This window comes from uncultured Mailhella sp., assembly GCF_947631555.1.
In the GTDB taxonomy this organism is placed as follows: Bacteria; Desulfobacterota; Desulfovibrionia; order Desulfovibrionales; family Desulfovibrionaceae; genus Mailhella.
Window position 1 is genome coordinate 34,565 of sequence record NZ_CANRLT010000004.1, and the last position, 20,116, is coordinate 54,680.

Genomic DNA, 20,116 nt, shown 5'->3' on the forward strand with positions numbered 1-20,116 from the left:
GCTCAGCTCCTCTTTTCCGCGTAGCGCTTGAAAATGCGGGCGACTTCTTCACGGCCGTGGATCACGGAAGGCACGAAGGGCATCTTGTTTTTTCTGAGCGCCATCGGAGCAATTTCCAGATTGCCCCAGCCGCGCAGCGTGCGGGCCATGTAGTCGGCCATGACGCCGAGTTCGTACGAGCGGCCTGTATATTTCACGGTATCGAGGAAGGCCTTCCAGAAGGACTCGATGGGACGATCCTGCACCCAGCCCTCACGCCGGGCCATCATGCGCAGTGTCTCCATGACGGCAGCCACGTCGATGTCGTTCGGGCAGCGGGCACTGCACGTCGAGCACGACAGGCACAGCCACAGCGAGCGGTTCTTCAGAGCCTCTTCCTTGAGGCCGAGCTGCACGGCGCGCATGATCTGACTGACCTGCCGGTCATAGACCTGAGCGCCGGGACAGCCTGCCGTACAGTTGCCGCACTGGTAGCACAGCGACAGGTTCTGGCCGCTTTCTTTCTCGACCTGGCGCTTGAACGCCGGATCGCGGGCTTTATCAAGCCTGATAGTATTCATAAAAGACTCCCCTTGAAGAATCCGCGGCAAAAGAACGACACGAACCTGACAAAAGCGCAGCGCCGCGGGATTTTTCAGTATCGCATACAAGGGACGGCATATATCCCTTTAGTTTAAAGTTCAGTACATCATACTTCCGGCGGCAAGTCCAGCGTTTCCGGCGGTACGCGCCCGAAAAGAAGGAGTTTCGGCCGATCGGCGGGAAAGGCGTCGTGAAGCCGCGGAGACACCCTTTCCATGCGGTTGAAAACCGAGGATGTTTTTGGAGTTGATACCGCTGGCAAAATCTATGGAATGAAGGAAATGGTTGACGGGGATGAGACACTTTTGTTGTTCATCTTACTTCCTTTATGGTTTGAGACCTCGGCCTTTAGGCCGATATAGCCCCACCCCGCCCTGAAGGGCTTTGCTACATTATTGCTCAGAAAGATAGGCGTATGCTTTCTTATTTCCAGACGTCCCGGGCGTGGGATTGGGCATGAGCACGGACAAGCAGCCAAAGTCCGGCGGCCAGAAGCGGCAGGCACAGAAGCTGCCCCATCGTCAGCCAGCCGCCAAGAAGGTAGCCGAGCTGAGCGTCAGGCACACGGAAGAATTCCACAAAAATACGGCTCACGGCGTAGAGCACGCCAAAAAGACCGGCCACCGCGCCCCGGGGCCGGGGCTTCGACGAATATATCCAAAGGATGAGGAAGGTGCACACGCCTTCGAGTCCGGCTTCATAGAGCTGGGAAGGATGGCGGGGGAGCGGGCCGCCGCCGGGGAAGACCATGCCCAGGGAAAGTTCCGTGACCTTGCCCCAGAGTTCGCCGTTGATAAAATTGCCGATGCGTCCGAAAAACAGTCCGGTGGGGACGAGCGGCGCCACGAAGTCCAGAATGTCCACCAGTCCGCGGCCATGACGGCGTCCCCAGATCAGGCTGGCAGTGACCACGCCCAACAGTCCGCCATGGAAGGACATGCCGCCGTTCCAGACACGCAGGATTTCCAGGGGGTCACGCAGGTAGACCGAAAAGTCGTAGAACAGCACATAACCAAGCCGCGCCCCCAGAATGACGCCGAGCATCACCCAGACAACGAAATCGTCCACCTGCTCCTTCGTCCAGGAACTCCACGGGCGGGACGCACGCTGGCGGCCGAGCAGCCAGCCTGCGAGAAAGGCAAAGACGTACATCAACCCGTACCAGTGAAGCTGGACGGGACCAATGGACAGGGCAACGGGGTCTATGGACGGGTACTGCATGTTCTTTCCTCTGACCGCGCCTTCTAGCATAAAAGCCCTTTTCCCGCCAGAGGGGCGAACTCTCCCCACAAGGCGGAAAAACAGCTTTACGCGGCAGAACCTCTGGGGTACATCCACGGATATCCCCTCTCGTTTGGAGCCACGGCATGATCGCGAAAAAAAAGACCTTTCCGGCTCTGTCCGCGGGAATCTGCCTCGCGGGACTGCTCTTCTGCCTCTGGGTGCTGTTTTCCGGCGGCGAGGCACTCTGCCTCACGAATGGCTGTACGCTGTTCCAGGATCTCCAGATAGCCGGAGTGTCCCTTTGGCATCTTGGCGCCGTGCTGTTCGCTCTACTGCTCCTGTGCTGCCTCGCCCGTCTTATGCCCGCAGCCCGGCTCCTGGCTCTGGCGGCCGTACTCGCCGACACGGTTCTGCTTGGCATTATGCTCTTCACCGCCCCCTGCGTGAACTGCCTCCTTGTGGGGCTGCTCATCGCCCTTGCCTGCCTGAGCCTGCACCGCAGCACCCCCCGCCGCCCCGCACTGCTCTGGCTCTGGCTGCTCCTTTTCCTGTTCAGTCTCGGCAGCGTTGTCCACGACCTTGCCGAACCGTGGTCACCGCAGGCAGAAGGTCCTGCGTCCGTCCACATCTACTTTTCTCCGAGCTGTCAGGCCTGCCGTACACTGACCGCGCAGGCGGAACGCCTGAACCAGGCGCGCTGGTATCCCGTGCCGGAAAACCGCCGCGACATCTGGGTAATCCGCACCATGCTGGAAAAGATGAACGGCGGTATGCCTCTGGCGCAGGCCGCAGCCGAAGCCCTTGCAGCCGTACCCGAAGGCCCGGCTTTTGACGAAGCTCGGGAATACCGCCTCGGACTGCTGCGCCCGGAACTTCTGCTGCTCCAGTTCCGGCTATGGAAAAATCAGGCCCATGTGCTCGCCTCTGGTTCAAAACGCCTGCCGTTCCTGGAATTTGCAGGTCTGCCTGTGGCGCTTCTTCCGCGGGAGGAACATGTGTCCCAGGCCCTTCCCAAAGAGCATGAGCGCTCCGCACTGCCCTCTGGTCTCGATCTGGATGTGGCCGGTTTCTGCGGCGGCGAAGAGTCCTGTGCCGATCCTGCTCCCGCCAGGCCGCAGGGCGGACTCCACGAACTTCTGGACGAGAGCGGGCTTTACCGCCCCTAGAGGATGCGCCTTTTGCGGGAATGCGTCCTGCTACGGCCGAAAAAGGCCGCTTTTCTCGAGCGGCGTACTTGAAGCTTGCAGAAAATTAAGCTAGTGTTTACAAACATACAGCCCGATCCTGCGGGCATATGTTTCCCATCGCTTCGCTCCGCAGGCTTTTTTTCGTTTGAACCGGCCTCCGTACGGCCCAAAACGCAGGCGTACATGAACATTACGGAACTGTGCAGCAGCCGGAAGCAGGCCCTCGTTGAACGCTGGGTCAACAGCTTCTTCGCCAGCTATCCTCTGGACAGCAAGGGCTTTCTGCGTACCCGGCGCGACCGCTTCGCGAATCCCGTCGGCGAGACCACCCGCATGGCTGCGGAGGTGCTCTTTGACGCCGCGGCCGGAGCGGACGCTGATCCGAACACGGTCAGGCAGGCACTGCACGATCTCCTCTGGATACGCGCCGTGCAGGACATGCCGCCCTCCAAGGCTGTGGGTGCGCTGTACCTGCTCAAGGACGAGCTGCGCAGAGACGTGCTTCCTGCCTGGCTGGATGCGGTCTCCGAACGGAAACAGGCTTTGAGCGAATACCTTGCCGTGGAATCCCGGATTGATACGCTGGGACTCATGGCGCTGGACATGTACTCGGATGCCCGCGAGCGCGTGTTCAGGATCCGCGTGGAAGAAATCAAGCACAGTCAGTCACAGCTCATTCGACTGGCCGGGCTTCGGAGGGAGCAGGCCGTGCCCGCTCCTGAAACTGAAAATCGAGGGGTAGAGGAATGACCATCGCATTTGCGGCCACTCTGCTCATCCTTTGCGTGGGATGGGCGGGGTCAGCACTTGGCCTGCAGTACCTGTTCGGCGTGATCTTACCGCTGGTGGCAGGCGCTGTGTTCATCATCGGTTTCATCTGGAAGATCGTCCGCTGGGCCAAGTCGCCCGTGCCGTTCGCCATCCCCACGGTGGCAGGACAGCAGCGTTCCCTGGACTGGATCAAACCCAGCCGCCTGGAATGCCCCTGGACCACCCCGGCCGTCGCCGGGCGCATGGTTCTGGAAGCGTTCACCTTCCGTTCCCTGTTCCGCAATACCAGAGCGGAGCGCACCACCATCGGCGGCACGCCGCGTGTCACCTATTTTTCCAATAAATGGCTGTGGGTTTTCGCACTGCTGTTCCATTACAGTATGCTGGTGATCATCATCCGTCACGCCCGCTTCTTCCTCGACCCCGTACCGGCCTGCATCGCCGTCGTGGAATTTCTGGACGGCGTGTTCCAGGTGGGTGCTCCCCGCTTCTACATGACCGATGCCTTCATCCTCGGTGCGCTGGCCTTCCTGTTCCTGCGCCGCGCCCTTTCCGAGCGCCTGCGCTATATCTCCCTGCCTGCCGACTACTTTGCCCTGTTCCTGCTCATCGCCATTGCCGGTTCCGGCATCTGTATGCGCTACATCAGCAAGGTGGATGTCAATCAGGTCAAGGAAGTGCTCATGGGTCTTGCCACCCTTCAGCCCGTGGATCCCACCGGCATCGGTTCCATCTTCTTCGTCCATGTGACGCTGGTCAGCGCGCTGCTCATCTACTTCCCCTTCTCCAAGCTGATGCACATGGGCGGCGTCTTCATGAGTCCCACACGCAACATGAAGTGCAACACCCGTGAAGAACGGCATGTGAACCCCTGGAATCCGCCCAAGCACTATCACACCTATGCCGAATACGAAGACGATTTCCGCGACGCCATGGTGGAAGCCGGCATCCCTGTAGACAAGCAGCCCGAAACCACGGCGGAAGCCTAAGGAGTTACTGGTCATGGCAAAAATGCCCACACCCGAAGAATTGCTGGCGGCCACGCCCGCTGCCTTCCCCAAGGATGGCTGGATGGACACCAAGCCGGATTACCATCCCGGCAGCTTCTGCTACCCCGCCAAGACGGATATTTTGAAGGGCCTCGGTTTCGAGCGCGCCCACGACTGGGCCCCCGACAATGAAGACTGGGAACTGCCCAGCAACTGGGAACAGATCCTGTACAATTCTCTTCAGGACGCTCTGAACAAACACCGCTCCCTCAAGGTGTTCATGGATTGCTGTGTACGCTGCGGCGCCTGCGCCGACAAGTGCCACTTCTTCATCGGCACCAACGATCCCAAGAACATGCCCGTGCTGCGCGCCGAGCTGCTCCGTTCCGTCTACCGCAAGGACTTCACCACGGCGGGACGGCTCCTCGGCAAGCTCGCAGGGGCACGCACGCTGGACAAGAACGTCATCAAGGAATGGTTCATCTACTTCTACCAGTGCACGGAGTGCCGCCGCTGCTCGCTGTTCTGTCCCTACGGCATCGACACCGCTGAAATCACCGTCATCGTGCGTCAGATGCTGCTTGACCTCGGCATCGGCATCCACTGGATCATGAACTCCGTATCCGACTGTAACCGCACGGGTAACCACCTGGGTATCCAGCCCCACTCCATGCGCGAAATCGTGGAGTTCCTGTGTGACGACGTCGAGACCATCACCGGCATCCGCGTTGATCCGCCGTGGAATGAGAAGGGGCATGAAGTCATCTTCATCACGCCCTCCGGCGACTATTTCGCCGACCCCGGCATCTACACCTTCATGGGCTATCTCATGCTCTTCCATGAGATTGGACTGGACTACACCCTGTCCACCTACGCTTCCGAAGGCGGCAACTTCGGCTCATTCGTCTCCTTCGACCTTGCCAAGCGCCTCAACGCCAAGATGTATGCCGAGGCCGAACGCCTGGGCTGCAAGTGGATCCTCGGCGGTGAATGCGGCCACATGTGGCGCGTGGTGAACCAGTACATGGCCACTTACAACGGGCCGACGCCTCCCAAGATGGAACAGCCTGTGTCGCCCATCACCGGCACGGTGTTCAAGAACGCCGCTGCCACCAAGATGGTACACATCGCCGAGTTCACCGCCGACCTCATCAAGCACAACAAGCTGAACCTGCGGCCACAGCGCAACGACCACATCATCACGACCTGGCACGACTCCTGCAACCCTGCCCGCGCCATGGGCATCTTTGAAGAACCGCGCTATGTGCTGAAGAATGTGTGCAACCATTTCGTGGAAATGCCCGAACACACCATCCGTGAAGAAACCTTCTGCTGCGGTTCCGGCTCCGGTCTGAACGCGGAGGAAATCATGGATCAGCGTCTGTGCGGCGGATTCCCCCGTGCCAACGCCCTGCGCTATGTACACGACACGAAGGATGTCAACTGGATGGCCTGCATGTGCGCCCTCGACCGCGCAGCCCTGCCTCCGCTGGTGGACTACTGGGTTCCCGGCGTCACGGTCAGCGGACTGCACGAACTTGTGGCCAACGCTCTGGTGATGAAGGGCGAGATTCCCCGCACCATGGATCTGCGTCAGGAAGATCTGCCCTTCCCCGATGAAGACCCTGCCGCCTCGGAGGAAGCATAAATGTTTAATGCGAAATATGTCATCCCCGGCATCATCGTCTTTGCCGGGCTGTTCACCGCGCCTTTCTGGATCAATATGCTTTCCCCGAAGCACGAAAAGGTCGTCGTGGAGCTGCCTGCTCACCCCGTTACCTTCTTCGGCGAAGAGCGCTCCCAGTGTATCGAGCCTCGCGAATGGATGGCCGCCAACCACATGGAACTGCTCATTGAGTGGCGCGACTCCGCCCTGCGTGAGAACAAGCGCATCTACACCGCCACGGACGGGAAAAAATGGGAGACCAGCCTTCAGAACACCTGTATGGCCTGCCACAGCAACAAGACCGAGTTCTGCGACAAGTGCCACGATGCCAACAGCGTGAATCCGTACTGCTGGGATTGCCACGTCATACCCCAGGGGAACAACAATGAATTCTAGTAGACGCTATTTTCTCAAGGTCGCCAGCCTTTCCACCTTCGCCCTCGCTGCAGGCGCGGCCGGGACGAAAGCCGCCGGCGCCGAGTATGAGGCCTATCCCGAAGGTCTGAAGGCCAAACGCTGGGCCATGGTCATCGACACCCGCCGCTTCCAGAATCCCGAATCCATGCGGCCCATCATCGAAGCCTGTCACAAGGCGCACAACGTGCCCACCATTCCCGGACCCAAGGAAGTGAAATGGATCTGGGACGACACCTTCGAACACGCCTTCGCCGATGACCCCTCGCCGCTTCTGCCCCGCGGCATCGAGGAACGCCGCTTCTTCCTGATGTGCAACCACTGCACCAACCCCTCCTGTGTGCGTGTGTGTCCCGCCGGGGCTACCTACACCACCCAGGGCGGCCTCGTGGCCATCGACTATCACCGCTGCGTGGGCTGCCGCTTCTGCATGGCCGCCTGCCCCTACGGTTCCCGCAGCTTCAACTTCCAGGATCCCCGCCCCTTCATCAAGGAGCTGAACGCGGCCTACCCCACCCGTATGCGCGGCGTGGTGGAGAAATGCACCTTCTGCGCCGAACGCCTGGAAAAAGGACTCATGCCTGCCTGCGTTGAGGCCTCAAACGGCGCCATCCTGTTCGGCGACCTCAATGATCCGGACTCCGTGGTTCGTCAGGCTCTGGCCAGGAACTTCAGCATCCGCCGCAAGCCCAGTCTGGGCACTGATCCCGGCGTGTACTACATTATCTAGGAGGAGGCCATGCTCGAAAAAGTTCTCAAGGGGTCGCCCAAGTATTATCTGTGGCTCCTCTTCCTGCTGGCAGTCATCGGCTACGCCTTTATTGTCTATGTGTTCCAGCTCATTTACGGACTTCAGCTCACCGGTCTGACCCGCAACACCTCCTGGGGCTTCTACATCGCCCAGTTCACCTATCTGGTGGGTGTTGCCGCAGCAGCCGTGATGCTTGTTCTGCCCGCAACGTTCCATCACTACCATCCCTATCACCGCGTCATTGTCTTCGCCGAATTTCTGGCCATCGGCGCGGTGATCATGTGTATGCTCTTCATCGTGGTGGATATGGGGCAGCCGCAGCGCGTGCTCAACGTCATTCTGCACCCCACGCCGAACTCCGTGATGTTCTGGGACTGCACCGTGCTCTGCGGCTATCTGCTGCTGAACGCCGTCATCGGCTGGACGTCGCTGGAACATGAAAGCCGCCATGTGCCTGTGCCGGGCTGGGTCAAGGTCCTGGTGGTCATCTCCATCTTCTGGGCCTTCTCCATCCACACCGTGACCGCCTTCCTGTACGCCGGTCTGCCCGGCCGCCACTACTGGCTGTCTGCCATCATGGCCGCCCGCTTCCTGGCTTCCGCCTTCTGCGCGGGACCCTCACTGCTGCTCCTGGGGCTGCTGCTCCTGAAGCGGCTTACCGGCTTCGACCCCGGCAAGGCCGTGGTCAAGTCCCTGTCCATCACCATCGCGTACGCCATGGGCCTGAACATGTTCTTCTACGTTCTGGAACTGTTCACCGCGTTCTACAGCGGCATCCCCGGCCACGCCCATCCCATCGTGTTCATCTTCCAGGGACACGAAGGCCTGAGTGTCTGGGTGAACGGCTGGATGTGGACGGCGGTGGCACTTGCCTTCATCAGCATTTTCCTGCTGGCAATTCCCAAGTTCCGCAACAACCTGAAGATTCTGCCCTGGGCTCTGGTCATGCTGATCATCGCCTCCTGGATCGACAAGGGGCTTGGACTGCTCATCGGCGGCTTCGCTCCCACGCCCTATGAGACCTATGAAGTCTACACGCCGACGTTCTGGGAAGTCTCCGTGGGGCTCGGCATCTTCGCCGTCGGCGCACTCGTGATCTCCATACTCTGGAAGATTGCCCTCGAAATGAAACGCGAAGGCGGCGAACCGTTCGCGCTTCCCGAATAGGTTTCCCGTTCTTCCTTTCCCATCAGCAGGCGCCCGGCGGAAACTCTCCGCCGGGCGTTTCCTTCAGGGCGTAGAAGCAGAACCCGAAAGCGCGTCTCAGCCCACAGGCTGAACGCCGCCTTGACGCCGCGGGAGCCACCGCGTATAAAAAGGATAAGGAAAAACCGCGTCCCGCAGAGCCTCTTCAACAAGGACATTCTCATGGCGCTCCACATCATCGACCATCCCCTCGTCCGGCACAAGCTGGGGCTGCTCCGCAAGGAAAGCACGTCCACCAGCGAATTTCGTATGCTCTCCAAAGAGATTGCACGTCTGCTCGCCTACGAAGCCACCAAGAACCTGCCTACGGAAAAGAAGACCGTCATGGGCTGGGCCGGGCCGGTGGAGGTGGATCGCATCTCGGGCAAGAAGATCACCATCGTGCCCATACTGCGCGCCGGACTGGGACTCATGGACGGCGTGCTGGACATGATCCCCGGGGCCAGAATCAGCGTACTCGGCTTGTACCGTAATGAAAAAACGCTGGAGCCGGTGGAATACTACAAAAAACTGGCCAAAGGAATGGAACAGCGCATGGCCATCGTCCTTGACCCCATGCTGGCCACGGGCGGTTCCCTCATCGCCGCGCTGGACATACTCAAGCAGAGCGGCTGCCGGAATATCTGCTCCATCAACCTGGTGGCTGCGCCCGAAGGCGTCAAGGCCGTCATGGACAAACATCCGGACGTGGAGCTTTACGCCGCGGCTCTCGACAATCATCTCAACGAAAACGGCTACATCATCCCCGGCCTCGGCGATGCCGGAGACCGTATTTTCGGCACCAAGTAAGCTGCGGTTTTTCCGGCAGACGGCAGCAGTCTGAAAGAAGCAGGAGGCAGAACACCTCCGGCAGGGGCACGGCATGGCGCGCTATTCATCCCTCATCAGCAACAGGCACATGGTGGCCGTCCGCTTCAGTTCCATGGGCGACGTAGCGCTCACCACAGGGGTGCTTCTCGACTGGCACAAGAAGCATGAAACCATGTTCACAGTGGTGACGCGTGCGGCATTTGCCCCCCTTTTCGACCATCACCCCGCGGTTCAGGAAGTCATCGGGCTGCTGCCGGAAGAGCTGAGCGGGCAGGTGCAGGCTCAGGTCTTTCATGCGCTTGTCCTCAAGTACAAGGATTCTCCGCTGCTGGATCTGCACCGCAATCTCCGCTCGGCCATGCTGGCACGGAGCTGGCGGGACGCCATCATCTGCTATAAAAAAATGTCCGTGGCGCGCCGGCTCTTTCTCTGGAGCCGCGGCCGCCTGTACGGTGAGGCCCTGCGCGCCCTGAACGTGCCCCAGCGCTACGCCATCGGCCTGTACAACGAAAAGGAAGTTCCGCCCGCCGAAGAACTTCGCCCCCGCATCTTCCTTTCCTCCGAGGAACGAGAACGGGCGGCTTCCGCACTGGCTTCTCTGCACGCCTCAGGGCCGCTGGTGGCTTTGCATCCCTTCGCCACGCACACCGCAAAGACCTGGTCCATGGAAATCTGGCTCCGCTTCGCCGCCCTGCTGGACGCCGCAGGCATTCCCTTTTTCTGGGTGGGGCTGGGCGAGGGACTTCCCGCCGCGGAGAATGGCCGCAGCTTCATCGGCAAGACAGATCTGCGGCAGCTCTGCGGGCTTTTGGAACAGGCCGCCGTCCTCGTCACGGGGGATTCAGGACCCATGCACCTGGCCACCGCCGTGGGAACGCCCGTGCTGGCGCTGTTCGGCCCAACCTGCAGGGAATGGGGCTTTTTCCCGTCCGGGCCAAAAGATACCGTGATTCAGCTCGATATGCCCTGCCGCCCCTGTTCACTTCACGGGGCAGGGACATGCTCCCGGGGCAGTGTCTGTATGACGGGCATACTCCCGGAACAGGTCCTGGAAACGCTTAAAACCATGCTCTGAGGCTTTCTCCCGGCATTCGTACGGTTCTTTTTAGGCGTTCACGAACTATGTGATTTTTTTGTCATTTTAGAGGGCGGCGCATTTCTCTCTGTTGACCTGTCTTTATCACCATGCTATGGTAAGAAAAGCTCCTTTCAGAGGAGACGCGCTCTCCGCCCCGTGCCGGTGCGGCCCGCGTTTTTCTGAAAGCCGTTCGGCAATCCGCCGGAATCCTGCCGCGCCATGGTTCCGCCGTGACCAGGTCTTTCATATCTGTGCCAGGAGGCTCGTATATGCAAATCTCCATCGGACTGGGGAAGGAAAGCGTCGAAGAACGCCTCGAACTTCACGGCGTATCACGCCGCGACTTCCTCAAATTCTGTTCCAGTGCGGCCATCGCCATGGGCATGGGTCCGGCCTTCGCGCCCGCCATCGCCAAGGCGCTCACGGCTCCCGGCCGTCCCGCCGTCATCTATCTGCACGATGCGGAATGTACCGGCTGCACCGAAGCTCTGCTGCGCTCCAGCAAGCCCTACATCGACGAGATCATCCTCGACACAATTTCCATCGATTACCAGGAGACCATCATGGCCGCTGCCGGTGAAGCCGCTGAAGAAGCGCTGCATCAGGCCATGAAGAACCCCAATGGCTACCTCTGTATCGTGGAAGGCGCCATCCCCACGGCCATGGACGGACTCTACGGCACCATAGGCGGGCGCACCATGTACGAGATCAACAAGGAAGTGCTCCCCGGAGCCAAGGCCGTCATCGCCTACGGTACCTGCGCCAGCTTCGGCGGCGTTCCTGCGGCAGCACCCAATCCCACGGCCTGCAAGGGCGTTAACGACTGCTTCGCCGATCTCGGCATCAAGGCCATCAACATCCCCGGCTGCCCGCCCAATCCGCTCAACCTCATCGGTGCGATTGCGGCCATACTTGCGGGAACGAAACTGGAACTGGACGCGCTGAACCGTCCCAGGGCCTTCTTCGGACACACCATCCATGAACAGTGCGAGCGTCTGCCGCACTTTGAGGCCGGAGAGTTCGCCCCCTCCTTTGACTCTGAAGAAGCCCGTCACGGCTGGTGTCTGTACAAACTGGGCTGCAAGGGGCCGACGACGTATAACAACTGCCCCAAGGCCCGATTCAACGACGTGAGCTGGCCGGTGGCCGCAGGCCACCCCTGTATCGGCTGTTCCGAACCGAATTTCTGGGACAACATGACCCCCTTCTATAAAAACTGACGAGAACCACCATGAGCGAAAAAACTACTCCCCAAAGTTCGTATACCGGGCCCATCGTGGTGGACCCTCTCACCCGTATCGAAGGCCATCTGCGTATTGAGGTCGAGGTCGAGAACGGGCGCGTCAAGGATGCCCGCAGCTGTTCCACTCTGTTCCGCGGGCTTGAGACCATTCTCAAGGGGCGCGATCCCCGCGATGCCCAGTTCTTCACCGGGCGTACCTGTGGCGTGTGTACCTACACCCATTCCCTGGCGTCTACCCGTGCTCTGGAAGACGCCATGCAGATCGAGATTCCCCGCAACGCTTCGCTGATCCGCAATCTCGTGCTGGGTATGCAGAACATTCACGACCACGTCGTGCATTTCTACCACCTCCATGCCCTGGACTTCGTGGATGTCGCCGCCGCACTTCAGGCGGATCCGGCCAAGGCCGCTAAACTCAACGCCACCATTTCGCCGCGCCCCACAAGCGAGGAAGAGCTGCGCGCCGTTCAGGCCAAGGTCAAAGCTCTCGTCGAGAGCGGACAGCTCGGGCCCTTCACCAATGCGTACTTCCTCGGCGGGCATCCGGCCTACTATCTGGATCCCGAAGCCAACCTTGTTGCCACGGCGCACTACTTGCAGGCTCTGCGCGTACAGATGGATATCGCACGCGCCACGGCTGTTTTCGGCGGCAAGAACCCGCATCCCCAGTTCCTCATCGCCGGAGGCGTCACCTGCTACAACGCCCTGCGGTCTGATGTCATCGCCTCCTTCACCGAACTGTACAAAAAGGCCAAAGACTTCGTGGAACAAGTCTACATCCCCGATTTGCTCCTCGTGGCCGGAGCGTACAAGGATTGGGCCTCCATCGGCGGCGGACTGGCCGACTACATGGACTTCGGCGAATTTCCCGTCAGGGAACGCGATATTGAAGCGCGCTGGCTCAAGCCCGGCGTTATCTACAACCGCGACCTTGCCCACCCCCTGCTCTTCGACCACACCAAAATTGCCGAGCATGTGCGTCACAGCTGGTATGAAGGTGACCAGGCCCGCTATCCCTATCAGGGCGCAACGCAGCCCCAGTTCACCCAGATGGGCGACACCGACCGCTACTCCTGGATGAAGGCTCCCCGTTACGATGGTCACGCCGTGGAGACCGGCCCCCTGGCCCAGATGCTCCTTGCCTATGCTCAAGGTAATGAACTTGTCAAAGCCACTGTGGATACAGTGCTCAAGGCCCTGAACGTCGGCCCTGAAGCGCTGTTCTCCACGTTGGGGCGTACCGCCGCCCGCGGCGTGGAGACTCTCGTCGTGGCCCATGGCGTTGGCGAATGGATAAAGGAACTGGAAGACAACCTGGCCAGGGGTGACAACAAAATCTGCGTCAATGCCGAAGTTCCCAGGAGCGCAGAAGGAGTGGGCTTTGTCCACGCGCCGCGCGGCGGCCTGTCCCACTGGATTGTCATCGAAAATGGCAAGATTGCCAATTTCCAGCTTGTGGTGCCTTCGACCTGGAACCTTGGTCCCCGCTGCGCCGAAGGCAAGCTGAGTGCGGTGGAAGCCTCACTTATCGGAACGCCCGTGGCCGACCCCAAGCGCCCTGTGGAAATTCTGCGCACGGTGCATTCCTTTGACCCGTGCATCGCCTGCGGTGTGCATGTCATCGACGGCACAACTAACCGCAGCTATGATTTTAAGGTCCTGTAAGCAGAACTCGTTTTCCTTCTAAAGCAGGAGAGGCGCCTGCCGCCTCCCCTGCTTTTTATCTTTTTATAAGGCAGAGCATGGAACGTATTCTCATTCTCGGCGTGGGCAACATCCTTTTCACCGACGAGGGCATCGGCATCAAGGCTTTGGAAGGGCTGCTCCAGCGCTGGGACTTCCCGCAAAACGTGCGCCTCATCGACGGCGGAACCCTCGGCATGGGGCTTATGGACGCACTCATGGACAGTGACCGCGTCTATGTGCTGGACGCCGTCCTGGGCGGCGGCGCACCGGGGAGCGTGTACCGCCTCACAGACGAAAATCTGCGCAAGAGTCTCAGCTTCCGCGATTCTCTGCATCAGACCGACCTTGTGGACACGCTGCTCTGCTGCGAGTTACTCGGCCATCGGCCGGAAGGCGTTGTGTACGGTATGGAGCCTGCCGACTATCAAAGCATGGCCGTGGGGCTGTCCCCGGTATGTACGGCCAGCCTGCCCCGCCTCTGCGATGAGCTCGTCAAGGAACTGCGAGGTCTGGGCCTCTCCATCTCTGAAAAAGACGCCGCAGCGGACGGTTTGTCCTGAGTCCGTTCACGGCTCGCCGGGCAAAGCGCACCACGGTTTTCCGGCCGTTCGCAAGCTCCGCCCTTCGTCTGTCCAGCGGATCTCGATGCCGCCCAGCTCCGATGTGCTGAAAAGCGGCAGGGCGCGCCGAGCCATCTCCTCCCGTACCTTGGCACTGGGAAAACCGTAGCGGTTGAACGTGCCCGCGGAGGCCAGCACCAGTTCTGGCGTTACGGCGTCATAAAACTTCTTCTGAAACCCCGATGCCGCCCCGTGGTGCGGCAGCACGAGAGCTTCGGCGTACAGCGTTCTTCCTTGTGAGGCGAGGCGTCCCAGTTCCGGAGTGGACAGGTCTCCGCACAATATCGCAAGGCCATGGCCATCCCGGACAAGCCGCAGAACAAGCGAGCCATCGTTATCGGAAAGTTTTTCTTCGGGCGGCACTTCGGCCATACGTTCAGGCGCGAGGACTTCCAAGACTGTTCCAGAGCTCAGAGGGATACAATCGCCGGCTTCCACAATACGTTCAGGGATACCGCGGGCCAGCGCAATTTTGCGCAGTCTGCACGCCTCGCCGCTGTTGGCGCGGGCTGCGGATACCTTTGACCAGTATAGTGTCCCCACATCGAAGTGCTCCATGATCCAGCAAAGACCCCGGATGTGATCCGCATCGTTGTGGCTGACGACAACGGCGTCCAGACGAGGCAGTCGGCCATCTGTCAGAGCTAGGGCCACGATACTGCGCCCGACGTCGAAAAACGGCGAGGCAGAACCTCCGCCGTCCACCAAAACACGGCCTCCCGGATACCCCGCAAGCACAGCCTGCCCCTGCCCCACGTCCAGCACGGAAAGCGTCACGCGCCGCTCCAGCCGTGCGGCCAGATCGTCAATAAACATGGGCAGCTGCCCGCCCAGCAGCAGGATAAGCCCCGCCGCAGCCCAGCGTGCCAGAGTTTTCCGGACTTTCCCTGACGGCAGCCTACCAGCGCACAGTGCCGCAGCCAGGAGTACGGCATACCCCAGAGAAGTGACGGCGGAAGGCCGCAGACATTGCAGGAACGGGATGAAGCCGTGACTGTCCAGGACGCCGAGCAGTTCCACCATGGCATCGGCAGGCCATGCCGCTACTGCCAGAAGCAGTCCTGCGGGAAAAGACAGACCGAGGAGGAGCGCGGTCAGTCCCAGGGCCGCACAGGGAAGAATGACGAACGCCATGACTGGCAGCCAGAGAACGTTCAGCCAGAAGCATGGCCCAACGACTCCAAAAACCGTGATCAGTATGGGCAGAACCGCAGCCTGCGCTGCCAGGGAAATCAGCAGCGTCACCACAAGCCAGCAGAAAACGGAACGGGGAAGTCTGTACCGGAGAGGCATTTCCGCAGAAGGTGCAAGACGCCGATACACGCGCACGGTGAGAGGAACGGCGAGAATGATACCCGCCACCGCCGTCACCGAAAGCTGAGCGGAGAGATCGAAAAGTGCTGGCGGCCAGCAGAGAAAAAGCAGGAACACTGCGACAAAGAGCACGTCCAGAGAAGTAAAAGGACGGCGGCGCAGGAGAAGTGTTGCAGCGGCGAACATCATAAGCGCAGCACGAATGATGGACAGTGGCGCTCCTCCCAGAAAAAGATACCCCAGGGCAAAGGGGATACCTGCCGCCACCATGAGCATACGCCGGGGCTGGACGAGAAACAGCCGCTGCCACAGGAGCGAAAGCAGGAACACGAACACGACGCCGGCGGTGGAAGCCAGCGCCAGATGCTGACCGGACAAGGCCAGAGAATGGACGAGGCCCGCGCGGGTAAACAGCTCCACCGTATGGGGAGAAAGGCCGGAGCGGTCGCCGAAGAGCAAAGCCAGCAGCATGGCCCTGCCCTGTGACATATCCGTCTGTTCGGGAATGCCCCACGAACCCGACTCTCCAGCGCTCGAACCAGGCGTACCGTTCTCCACGACCGGCGAACGCAGGGCGGCATACAAAGCATCGCGCCATGTCCAGCGCAGCTGGTACGCCTTGTCAGAGAGACTGCTGCCGTTCTGCAGTTCCAGAAATTCTGGCCCCTGCCGATCGCGTTTCACCCGGGCGCTGCGCCAGACGTTGCGATCTCCCCAGTACCGCTCTATACCCTGCACACCGAAATTGCTGTTGCTGCCGGATGGATGGAGCCGCATCACGCCGGACAATTTCTGTCCCGCAATGGGACAGCCGGCCGCGTCCAGCAGTTTTTTATCCAGAGTCAGCGTTACCAGACCAGGCAGAGCGGCTTCGCCGTACGCGCTCGCCGTCTGTCCGGCGGGACGCAGACCTTCCAGAAGCACACGCATCCGCCCTCCGGGAAGACCGGTGGCGGAAACAACCGTTCCTTCCGCAAGTACGGGAACCCGTGGCTGACACGCCCACGCGGGCATATCGGGCGCCTTGGGCAGACGCAGTGCCATCAGGGCCGCGCCCGCAAGAAACGCCAGGATCAGGAAGAACACACGGCGCAGCGTCACACGGCGGAGAAAGCAGCAGAGCAGAAAAGCCGTCAGACCGAATGCGGGATAACGCAGGGTACTGCCTCCGGCCAGCGCCGAGAGCAGCAGAACCTGCCAGAAGAACAGCGAGGGCGGAGTATTCTCTTTCGGGCCTGTACGCGCGTCCATGGCAGGGCGATGTCAGTCCACGTCCTTCACCCGTGCGATCTGCGCACCGACGGCAGCGAGCTTTTCCACAAGATGCTCGTAGCCACGATCCACATGATACACGCGCTGCACTCTGGTCGTGCCCTGAGCCGCAAGCCCGGCAAGAACGAGGGCCGCGCCCGCCCGAAGATCCGAAGCCATGACCGGTGCCCCGGTCAGTGTGCGGCCGCCGCGCACCATTGCGGACGAGCCGGAAATCCGGATATCTGCGCCCATGCGCACCAGTTCCTGGACGTGCATGAAACGGTTTTCGAAAATATTCTCCTGCACCAGTCCCGAACCCTGCGCGCAGCACATCAGCACCATGAACTGAGACTGCATGTCCGTGGGGAAGCCAGGATGCGGCTGAGTGCTGATGTCCACGCCCAGCAGTCCATCGCCGCCGGTTCTTGCCAGTACGCCGTCCGCGCGCTCCTCAATGCTCATGCCGGCTTCGCGGAGTTTTCCAAGAACGGCGTCCATGGCGTTGACAGGACAATCCCGCAGGAGCAGTTCGCCGCCCGTAACGGCCGCCGCGATGAGAAACGTTCCGGCTTCAATACGGTCGGGCATGATGCGGTAACGGCAGCCGTGCAGACTGTCCACGCCCTGCACACGGATCACCGAGCTTCCCTGCCCTTCGATCTGAGCGCCGCACTGCACAAGAAAATCCGCAAGATCCACGATTTCTGGCTCTCGAGCGCAGTTCTCAAGTACGGATTCGCCGCGGGCGAGACAGGCCGCCATGAGGACGTTTTCCGTGCCGCCCACGGTGGGGAAGTCAAACTGGAGCTTCGCACCCTTCAGACCTGTGGGGCAGTGCCCATGAATATAGCCGTTCTTCAGGTCGAACTGCGCGCCCATCTTTTCCAGTGCGGACAGGTGCTGATCCACGGGCCGCGCGCCAATGGCGCAACCGCCGGGCAGGGAAACCAGCGCTTCGCCCTTGCGCGCCAGCAGCGGCCCCAGGCAAAGCACGGAAGCGCGCATGGTCTTCACGAGGTCATAGGGCGCCTCGATGCCCAGCTCACCGTTCTCCACCTCCACCGTGCCGTCCTTCAGCACCGCGGGACGGCCAAGGAGGTTCAGCAGCTTGATGGTGGTATGGATGTCCCTGAGATCGGGCACGTTGGTATAGGTCACGCGGCTGTCTACAGCGATGGCGGCCATGAGTATGGGCAGGGCCGCATTTTTCGAGCCGCTCACCTGAACAATGCCCTTCAGGGGCGTTCCCCCTTCGATGATGAAGCTGTCCACGTCTTCCTCCGAGGCAGGCAGAAACTGCTTGACCTTTCACTGTGAATACGCTAAATACTCTCTTCACACGGCGAATGTAGCTCAGTTGGAAGAGTACCTGATTGTGGCTCAGGGTGTCGCAGGTTCGAACCCTGTCATTCGCCCCATTTTTCGGCCCCTGAAAAGGGGCTTTTTTCTTGCCCTGCACTCACAGCTCCAGCGCCAGTCCCACGGGGCAGTGATCGGAGCCGTAGACGTCGTTCTCGATCCAGGCGTCGCGGACATGGTTTCGCAGTTCCTGCGAGACAAAGAAATAATCCAGCCGCCACCCGATATTGCGTTCGCGGGCACGGGTCTTGTACGACCACCAGGTGTATGCGCCCGGCTCCTGACCATGCACATGGCGGAAGGTATCCACATAGCCCGCCTCGGTGAAGCGATCCATCCAGGCGCGTTCTACCGGGAGAAAACCCGTATTCTGCTCATTCTCCCTGGGCCTGGCAAGGTCGATCTCGCGATGCGAGATGTTGAAGTCTCCGCAGACCACCACGGGCTTGTCCTGGCGCAGATCCTCCGCATACTCGAAAAAGGCGTCGAAGAAGCCCATTTTATAGGGAACGCGCTTGAACACTCCCTTTCCCAGCTCCTCGCCGCCGTTGGGAAAGTAGATGTTGAAGAAGTGCAGCTCGGGAAATTCCAGATGCAGGGTGCGCCCTTCTCCCTGATAGTCGGGATCGGGCAGCTCGTATTCCACATTCAGGGGCTGACGGCGGCTGAACACCGCGACGCCCGAATAGCCCTTCTTTACGGTGGAAGCCGCCCACCAGGAATGCCAGCCCTGCGGCTCACGCCGTGCTTCGGGAATCTGTTCGGGAGACGCCTTGGTCTCCTGAAGGCCGACCACATCGGCCTGAGTGCGGGAAAACCAGTCCCAGTCCGGCTTGGCGCTCAGCGAGCGAAAGCCGTTGACGTTCCACGAGGCAAAACGCATGACCGCCATAAGTCCCTTCCTTTTCTGCCCTGAAGGTACGCGACTCCGCCCGCAAGCTCAAGTAAAACCTTCGTTCGAAGGGTATATTGCCGTCAGCATCCGGCAGCACGGTAAGAGGGCGAAACCTGAATGCGGCAGGCCTCACAGCAGGTACAGTCATGGCGCAGCCTGGCAGTGTGCGTCCGCACGTTTTCTGCTTGCGATTTTTTTCGATTCAGATACGCTTTCTGCCAAAAAGGGAGAAATCATGGCGAAAAGACTCTGTGCACTGCTGATCCTTTGTCTTGTCCTGGTGCTGAGTGCTCCTGCCTTCGCAGGCCATGTGCGCTCGGACGGCCGCGGCGGCTATCGTATGCCGGACGGCAGTCACGTCCGTTCAGACGGTCAGGGCGGATACCGTATGCCCGATGGAAGCCATATCCGCTCGGACGGACGGGGAGGTTATCGTATGCCGGACGGAAGCCATGTGCGTTCGGATGGCCAGGGCGGTTATCGCATGCCTGACGGCAGTCACGTTCGTTCGGACGGCCGCGGTGGATACCGTATGCCCGACGGGAGTCATATTCGTTCGGATGGGCACGGCGGCTATCGGACTCCTGACTAGGATTCTTTCTTTCTGTGCTGTCACCTACGCCTTGCCCGGCTCTGTTCCCCCATAGCACCCTATTCACAGGCTTTAACCTGGTTTCAGAATCTTAACTGAATGCTTCAGCAGACGTCATGTATGGCGGTCTGAAAAGTATCTTCCTCGCCCTACGATGTCATTATGATGTCATGCTGACGCGGTCGGAAACCACCACGGGCGGCCAGGAAAACGTCATCTCTTCAAAACAGCGCAAAATACTGCCCTGCAGCGTCATTGCCTGCGAGGATTTGGCGCTGCCCCCAAACAGCACTCGCACTCTGAGCAGGTTGAATAAATTTTCAGAGTTATTTCAGTAAGTTCGCGTTATTGCAACATGAAAGAGTTTTATCATTATTAAGGTGATACTCTCTCCTTTTAGAGAGTATCACTTTAATAATGATAAAAGTTCTTCGATCTTGCCGTTAACGCGAAATCGCTGAAACAACGCCAGAGA

The 20,116-nt window shown here is 60.1% G+C and carries 18 protein-coding genes and 1 tRNA gene; 14 read left to right on the top strand and 5 right to left on the bottom strand.

Annotation, left to right across the window (positions count from 1 at the left end; genetic code table 11):
• Positions 1-2 precede the first annotated feature (2 nt).
• Entirely contained in the window at positions 3-560 is a 558-nt protein-coding gene (locus tag Q0Z94_RS01280; RefSeq protein ID WP_298066544.1) for a 4Fe-4S dicluster domain-containing protein, read from the bottom strand.
• Between the two features lie 445 nt (positions 561-1,005).
• Positions 1,006-1,803, bottom strand: a complete 798-nt coding sequence (gene lgt, locus Q0Z94_RS01285) for a prolipoprotein diacylglyceryl transferase (RefSeq protein ID WP_298066563.1) — start codon at positions 1,801-1,803, stop codon at positions 1,006-1,008.
• 146 nt (positions 1,804-1,949) lie between these two features.
• Between lgt and Q0Z94_RS01290 the strand changes: the two genes are divergently transcribed.
• The 12 genes from Q0Z94_RS01290 to Q0Z94_RS01345 all read left to right on the top strand — a co-directional run bounded on the left by Q0Z94_RS01290 (position 1,950) and on the right by Q0Z94_RS01345 (position 14,167).
• On the top strand, positions 1,950-2,972 hold the full coding sequence (locus tag Q0Z94_RS01290; RefSeq protein ID WP_298066569.1) for a hypothetical protein: 1,023 nt from the start codon (positions 1,950-1,952) through the stop codon (positions 2,970-2,972).
• Between the two features lie 204 nt (positions 2,973-3,176).
• Positions 3,177-3,743 (top strand): RsbRD N-terminal domain-containing protein, encoded by a 567-nt coding sequence (locus Q0Z94_RS01295; RefSeq protein ID WP_298066573.1) that lies wholly within the window; start codon positions 3,177-3,179, stop codon positions 3,741-3,743.
• Positions 3,740-4,753 (top strand): sulfate reduction electron transfer complex DsrMKJOP subunit DsrM, encoded by a 1,014-nt coding sequence (dsrM, locus tag Q0Z94_RS01300; RefSeq protein ID WP_298066577.1) that lies wholly within the window; start codon positions 3,740-3,742, stop codon positions 4,751-4,753. Before Q0Z94_RS01295 ends, dsrM begins: the two co-directional genes overlap by 4 nt.
• A 13-nt stretch (positions 4,754-4,766) precedes the next feature.
• On the top strand, positions 4,767-6,401 hold the full coding sequence (dsrK, locus tag Q0Z94_RS01305) for a sulfate reduction electron transfer complex DsrMKJOP subunit DsrK (protein ID WP_298066582.1): 1,635 nt from the start codon (positions 4,767-4,769) through the stop codon (positions 6,399-6,401).
• Positions 6,402-6,815: a sulfate reduction electron transfer complex DsrMKJOP subunit DsrJ gene (dsrJ, locus tag Q0Z94_RS01310; RefSeq protein ID WP_298066591.1), complete on the top strand. Its 414-nt coding sequence runs from the start codon at positions 6,402-6,404 to the stop codon at positions 6,813-6,815.
• Complete coding sequence (gene dsrO / locus Q0Z94_RS01315; protein ID WP_298066599.1) at positions 6,805-7,563, top strand: sulfate reduction electron transfer complex DsrMKJOP subunit DsrO; 759 nt, start codon at positions 6,805-6,807, stop codon at positions 7,561-7,563. The genes dsrJ and dsrO overlap by 11 nt, the downstream gene beginning before the upstream one ends.
• A 9-nt stretch (positions 7,564-7,572) precedes the next feature.
• The gene (gene dsrP, locus Q0Z94_RS01320) at positions 7,573-8,751 is read left to right on the top strand and encodes a sulfate reduction electron transfer complex DsrMKJOP subunit DsrP (protein ID WP_298066611.1); all 1,179 of its coding nucleotides are present in this window, start codon (positions 7,573-7,575) and stop codon (positions 8,749-8,751) included.
• Positions 8,752-8,952: 201 nt separating this feature from the next.
• The gene (gene upp / locus Q0Z94_RS01325; RefSeq protein ID WP_298066616.1) at positions 8,953-9,579 is read left to right on the top strand and encodes a uracil phosphoribosyltransferase; all 627 of its coding nucleotides are present in this window, start codon (positions 8,953-8,955) and stop codon (positions 9,577-9,579) included.
• A gap of 73 nt (positions 9,580-9,652) precedes the next feature.
• Positions 9,653-10,675, top strand: coding sequence for a glycosyltransferase family 9 protein (locus Q0Z94_RS01330; protein ID WP_298066621.1), 1,023 nt, complete (start codon positions 9,653-9,655; stop codon positions 10,673-10,675).
• Between the two features lie 272 nt (positions 10,676-10,947).
• Positions 10,948-11,898, top strand: coding sequence for a hydrogenase small subunit (locus tag Q0Z94_RS01335; protein WP_298066625.1), 951 nt, complete (start codon positions 10,948-10,950; stop codon positions 11,896-11,898).
• 11 nt (positions 11,899-11,909) lie between these two features.
• On the top strand, positions 11,910-13,586 hold the full coding sequence (locus Q0Z94_RS01340; protein ID WP_298066628.1) for a nickel-dependent hydrogenase large subunit: 1,677 nt from the start codon (positions 11,910-11,912) through the stop codon (positions 13,584-13,586).
• A 77-nt stretch (positions 13,587-13,663) separates the two neighbouring features.
• The gene (locus Q0Z94_RS01345; RefSeq protein ID WP_298066634.1) at positions 13,664-14,167 is read left to right on the top strand and encodes a HyaD/HybD family hydrogenase maturation endopeptidase; all 504 of its coding nucleotides are present in this window, start codon (positions 13,664-13,666) and stop codon (positions 14,165-14,167) included.
• A 6-nt stretch (positions 14,168-14,173) separates the two neighbouring features.
• Here Q0Z94_RS01345 and Q0Z94_RS01350 read toward each other — a convergent pair whose 3' ends face one another.
• A complete protein-coding gene (locus Q0Z94_RS01350; protein ID WP_298066638.1) occupies positions 14,174-16,792 on the bottom strand; it encodes a ComEC/Rec2 family competence protein in 2,619 nt (872 codons plus the stop codon).
• Positions 16,793-16,804: 12 nt separating this feature from the next.
• The gene (gene murA, locus Q0Z94_RS01355; protein WP_298066652.1) at positions 16,805-18,067 is read right to left on the bottom strand and encodes a UDP-N-acetylglucosamine 1-carboxyvinyltransferase; all 1,263 of its coding nucleotides are present in this window, start codon (positions 18,065-18,067) and stop codon (positions 16,805-16,807) included.
• Between the two features lie 70 nt (positions 18,068-18,137).
• On the opposite strand from murA, the gene Q0Z94_RS01360 reads away from it, so the two are divergent.
• Positions 18,138-18,213, top strand: a tRNA-His gene (locus Q0Z94_RS01360).
• A gap of 41 nt (positions 18,214-18,254) precedes the next feature.
• Here Q0Z94_RS01360 and Q0Z94_RS01365 read toward each other — a convergent pair.
• Entirely contained in the window at positions 18,255-19,037 is a 783-nt protein-coding gene (locus tag Q0Z94_RS01365) for an exodeoxyribonuclease III (RefSeq protein ID WP_298066678.1), read from the bottom strand.
• A 247-nt stretch (positions 19,038-19,284) separates the two neighbouring features.
• On the opposite strand from Q0Z94_RS01365, the gene Q0Z94_RS01370 reads away from it, so the two are divergent.
• A complete protein-coding gene (locus Q0Z94_RS01370; RefSeq protein WP_298066657.1) occupies positions 19,285-19,641 on the top strand; it encodes a hypothetical protein in 357 nt (118 codons plus the stop codon).
• Positions 19,642-20,116 lie beyond the last annotated feature (475 nt).

What these genes read in the sequence shown, in the direction of transcription:
- Q0Z94_RS01335 (WP_298066625.1), top strand. Translation starts at nt 10,948, where the DNA reads ATGCAAATCTCCATCGGACTGGGGAAGGAAAGCGTCGAAGAACGCCTC.
- Q0Z94_RS01280 (WP_298066544.1), bottom strand. Translation starts at nt 560, where the DNA reads ATGAATACTATCAGGCTTGATAAAGCCCGCGATCCGGCGTTCAAGCGC.
- Q0Z94_RS01295 (WP_298066573.1), top strand. Translation starts at nt 3,177, where the DNA reads ATGAACATTACGGAACTGTGCAGCAGCCGGAAGCAGGCCCTCGTTGAA.
- lgt (WP_298066563.1), bottom strand. Translation starts at nt 1,803, where the DNA reads ATGCAGTACCCGTCCATAGACCCCGTTGCCCTGTCCATTGGTCCCGTC.
- Q0Z94_RS01370 (WP_298066657.1), top strand. Translation starts at nt 19,285, where the DNA reads ATGGCGAAAAGACTCTGTGCACTGCTGATCCTTTGTCTTGTCCTGGTG.
- Q0Z94_RS01330 (WP_298066621.1), top strand. Translation starts at nt 9,653, where the DNA reads ATGGCGCGCTATTCATCCCTCATCAGCAACAGGCACATGGTGGCCGTC.
- dsrP (WP_298066611.1), top strand. Translation starts at nt 7,573, where the DNA reads ATGCTCGAAAAAGTTCTCAAGGGGTCGCCCAAGTATTATCTGTGGCTC.
- Q0Z94_RS01340 (WP_298066628.1), top strand. Translation starts at nt 11,910, where the DNA reads ATGAGCGAAAAAACTACTCCCCAAAGTTCGTATACCGGGCCCATCGTG.
- dsrK (WP_298066582.1), top strand. Translation starts at nt 4,767, where the DNA reads ATGGCAAAAATGCCCACACCCGAAGAATTGCTGGCGGCCACGCCCGCT.
- Q0Z94_RS01350 (WP_298066638.1), bottom strand. Translation starts at nt 16,792, where the DNA reads ATGGACGCGCGTACAGGCCCGAAAGAGAATACTCCGCCCTCGCTGTTC.
- Q0Z94_RS01290 (WP_298066569.1), top strand. Translation starts at nt 1,950, where the DNA reads ATGATCGCGAAAAAAAAGACCTTTCCGGCTCTGTCCGCGGGAATCTGC.
- dsrO (WP_298066599.1), top strand. Translation starts at nt 6,805, where the DNA reads ATGAATTCTAGTAGACGCTATTTTCTCAAGGTCGCCAGCCTTTCCACC.
- upp (WP_298066616.1), top strand. Translation starts at nt 8,953, where the DNA reads ATGGCGCTCCACATCATCGACCATCCCCTCGTCCGGCACAAGCTGGGG.
- Q0Z94_RS01365 (WP_298066678.1), bottom strand. Translation starts at nt 19,037, where the DNA reads ATGCGTTTTGCCTCGTGGAACGTCAACGGCTTTCGCTCGCTGAGCGCC.
- dsrM (WP_298066577.1), top strand. Translation starts at nt 3,740, where the DNA reads ATGACCATCGCATTTGCGGCCACTCTGCTCATCCTTTGCGTGGGATGG.
- dsrJ (WP_298066591.1), top strand. Translation starts at nt 6,402, where the DNA reads ATGTTTAATGCGAAATATGTCATCCCCGGCATCATCGTCTTTGCCGGG.
- Q0Z94_RS01345 (WP_298066634.1), top strand. Translation starts at nt 13,664, where the DNA reads ATGGAACGTATTCTCATTCTCGGCGTGGGCAACATCCTTTTCACCGAC.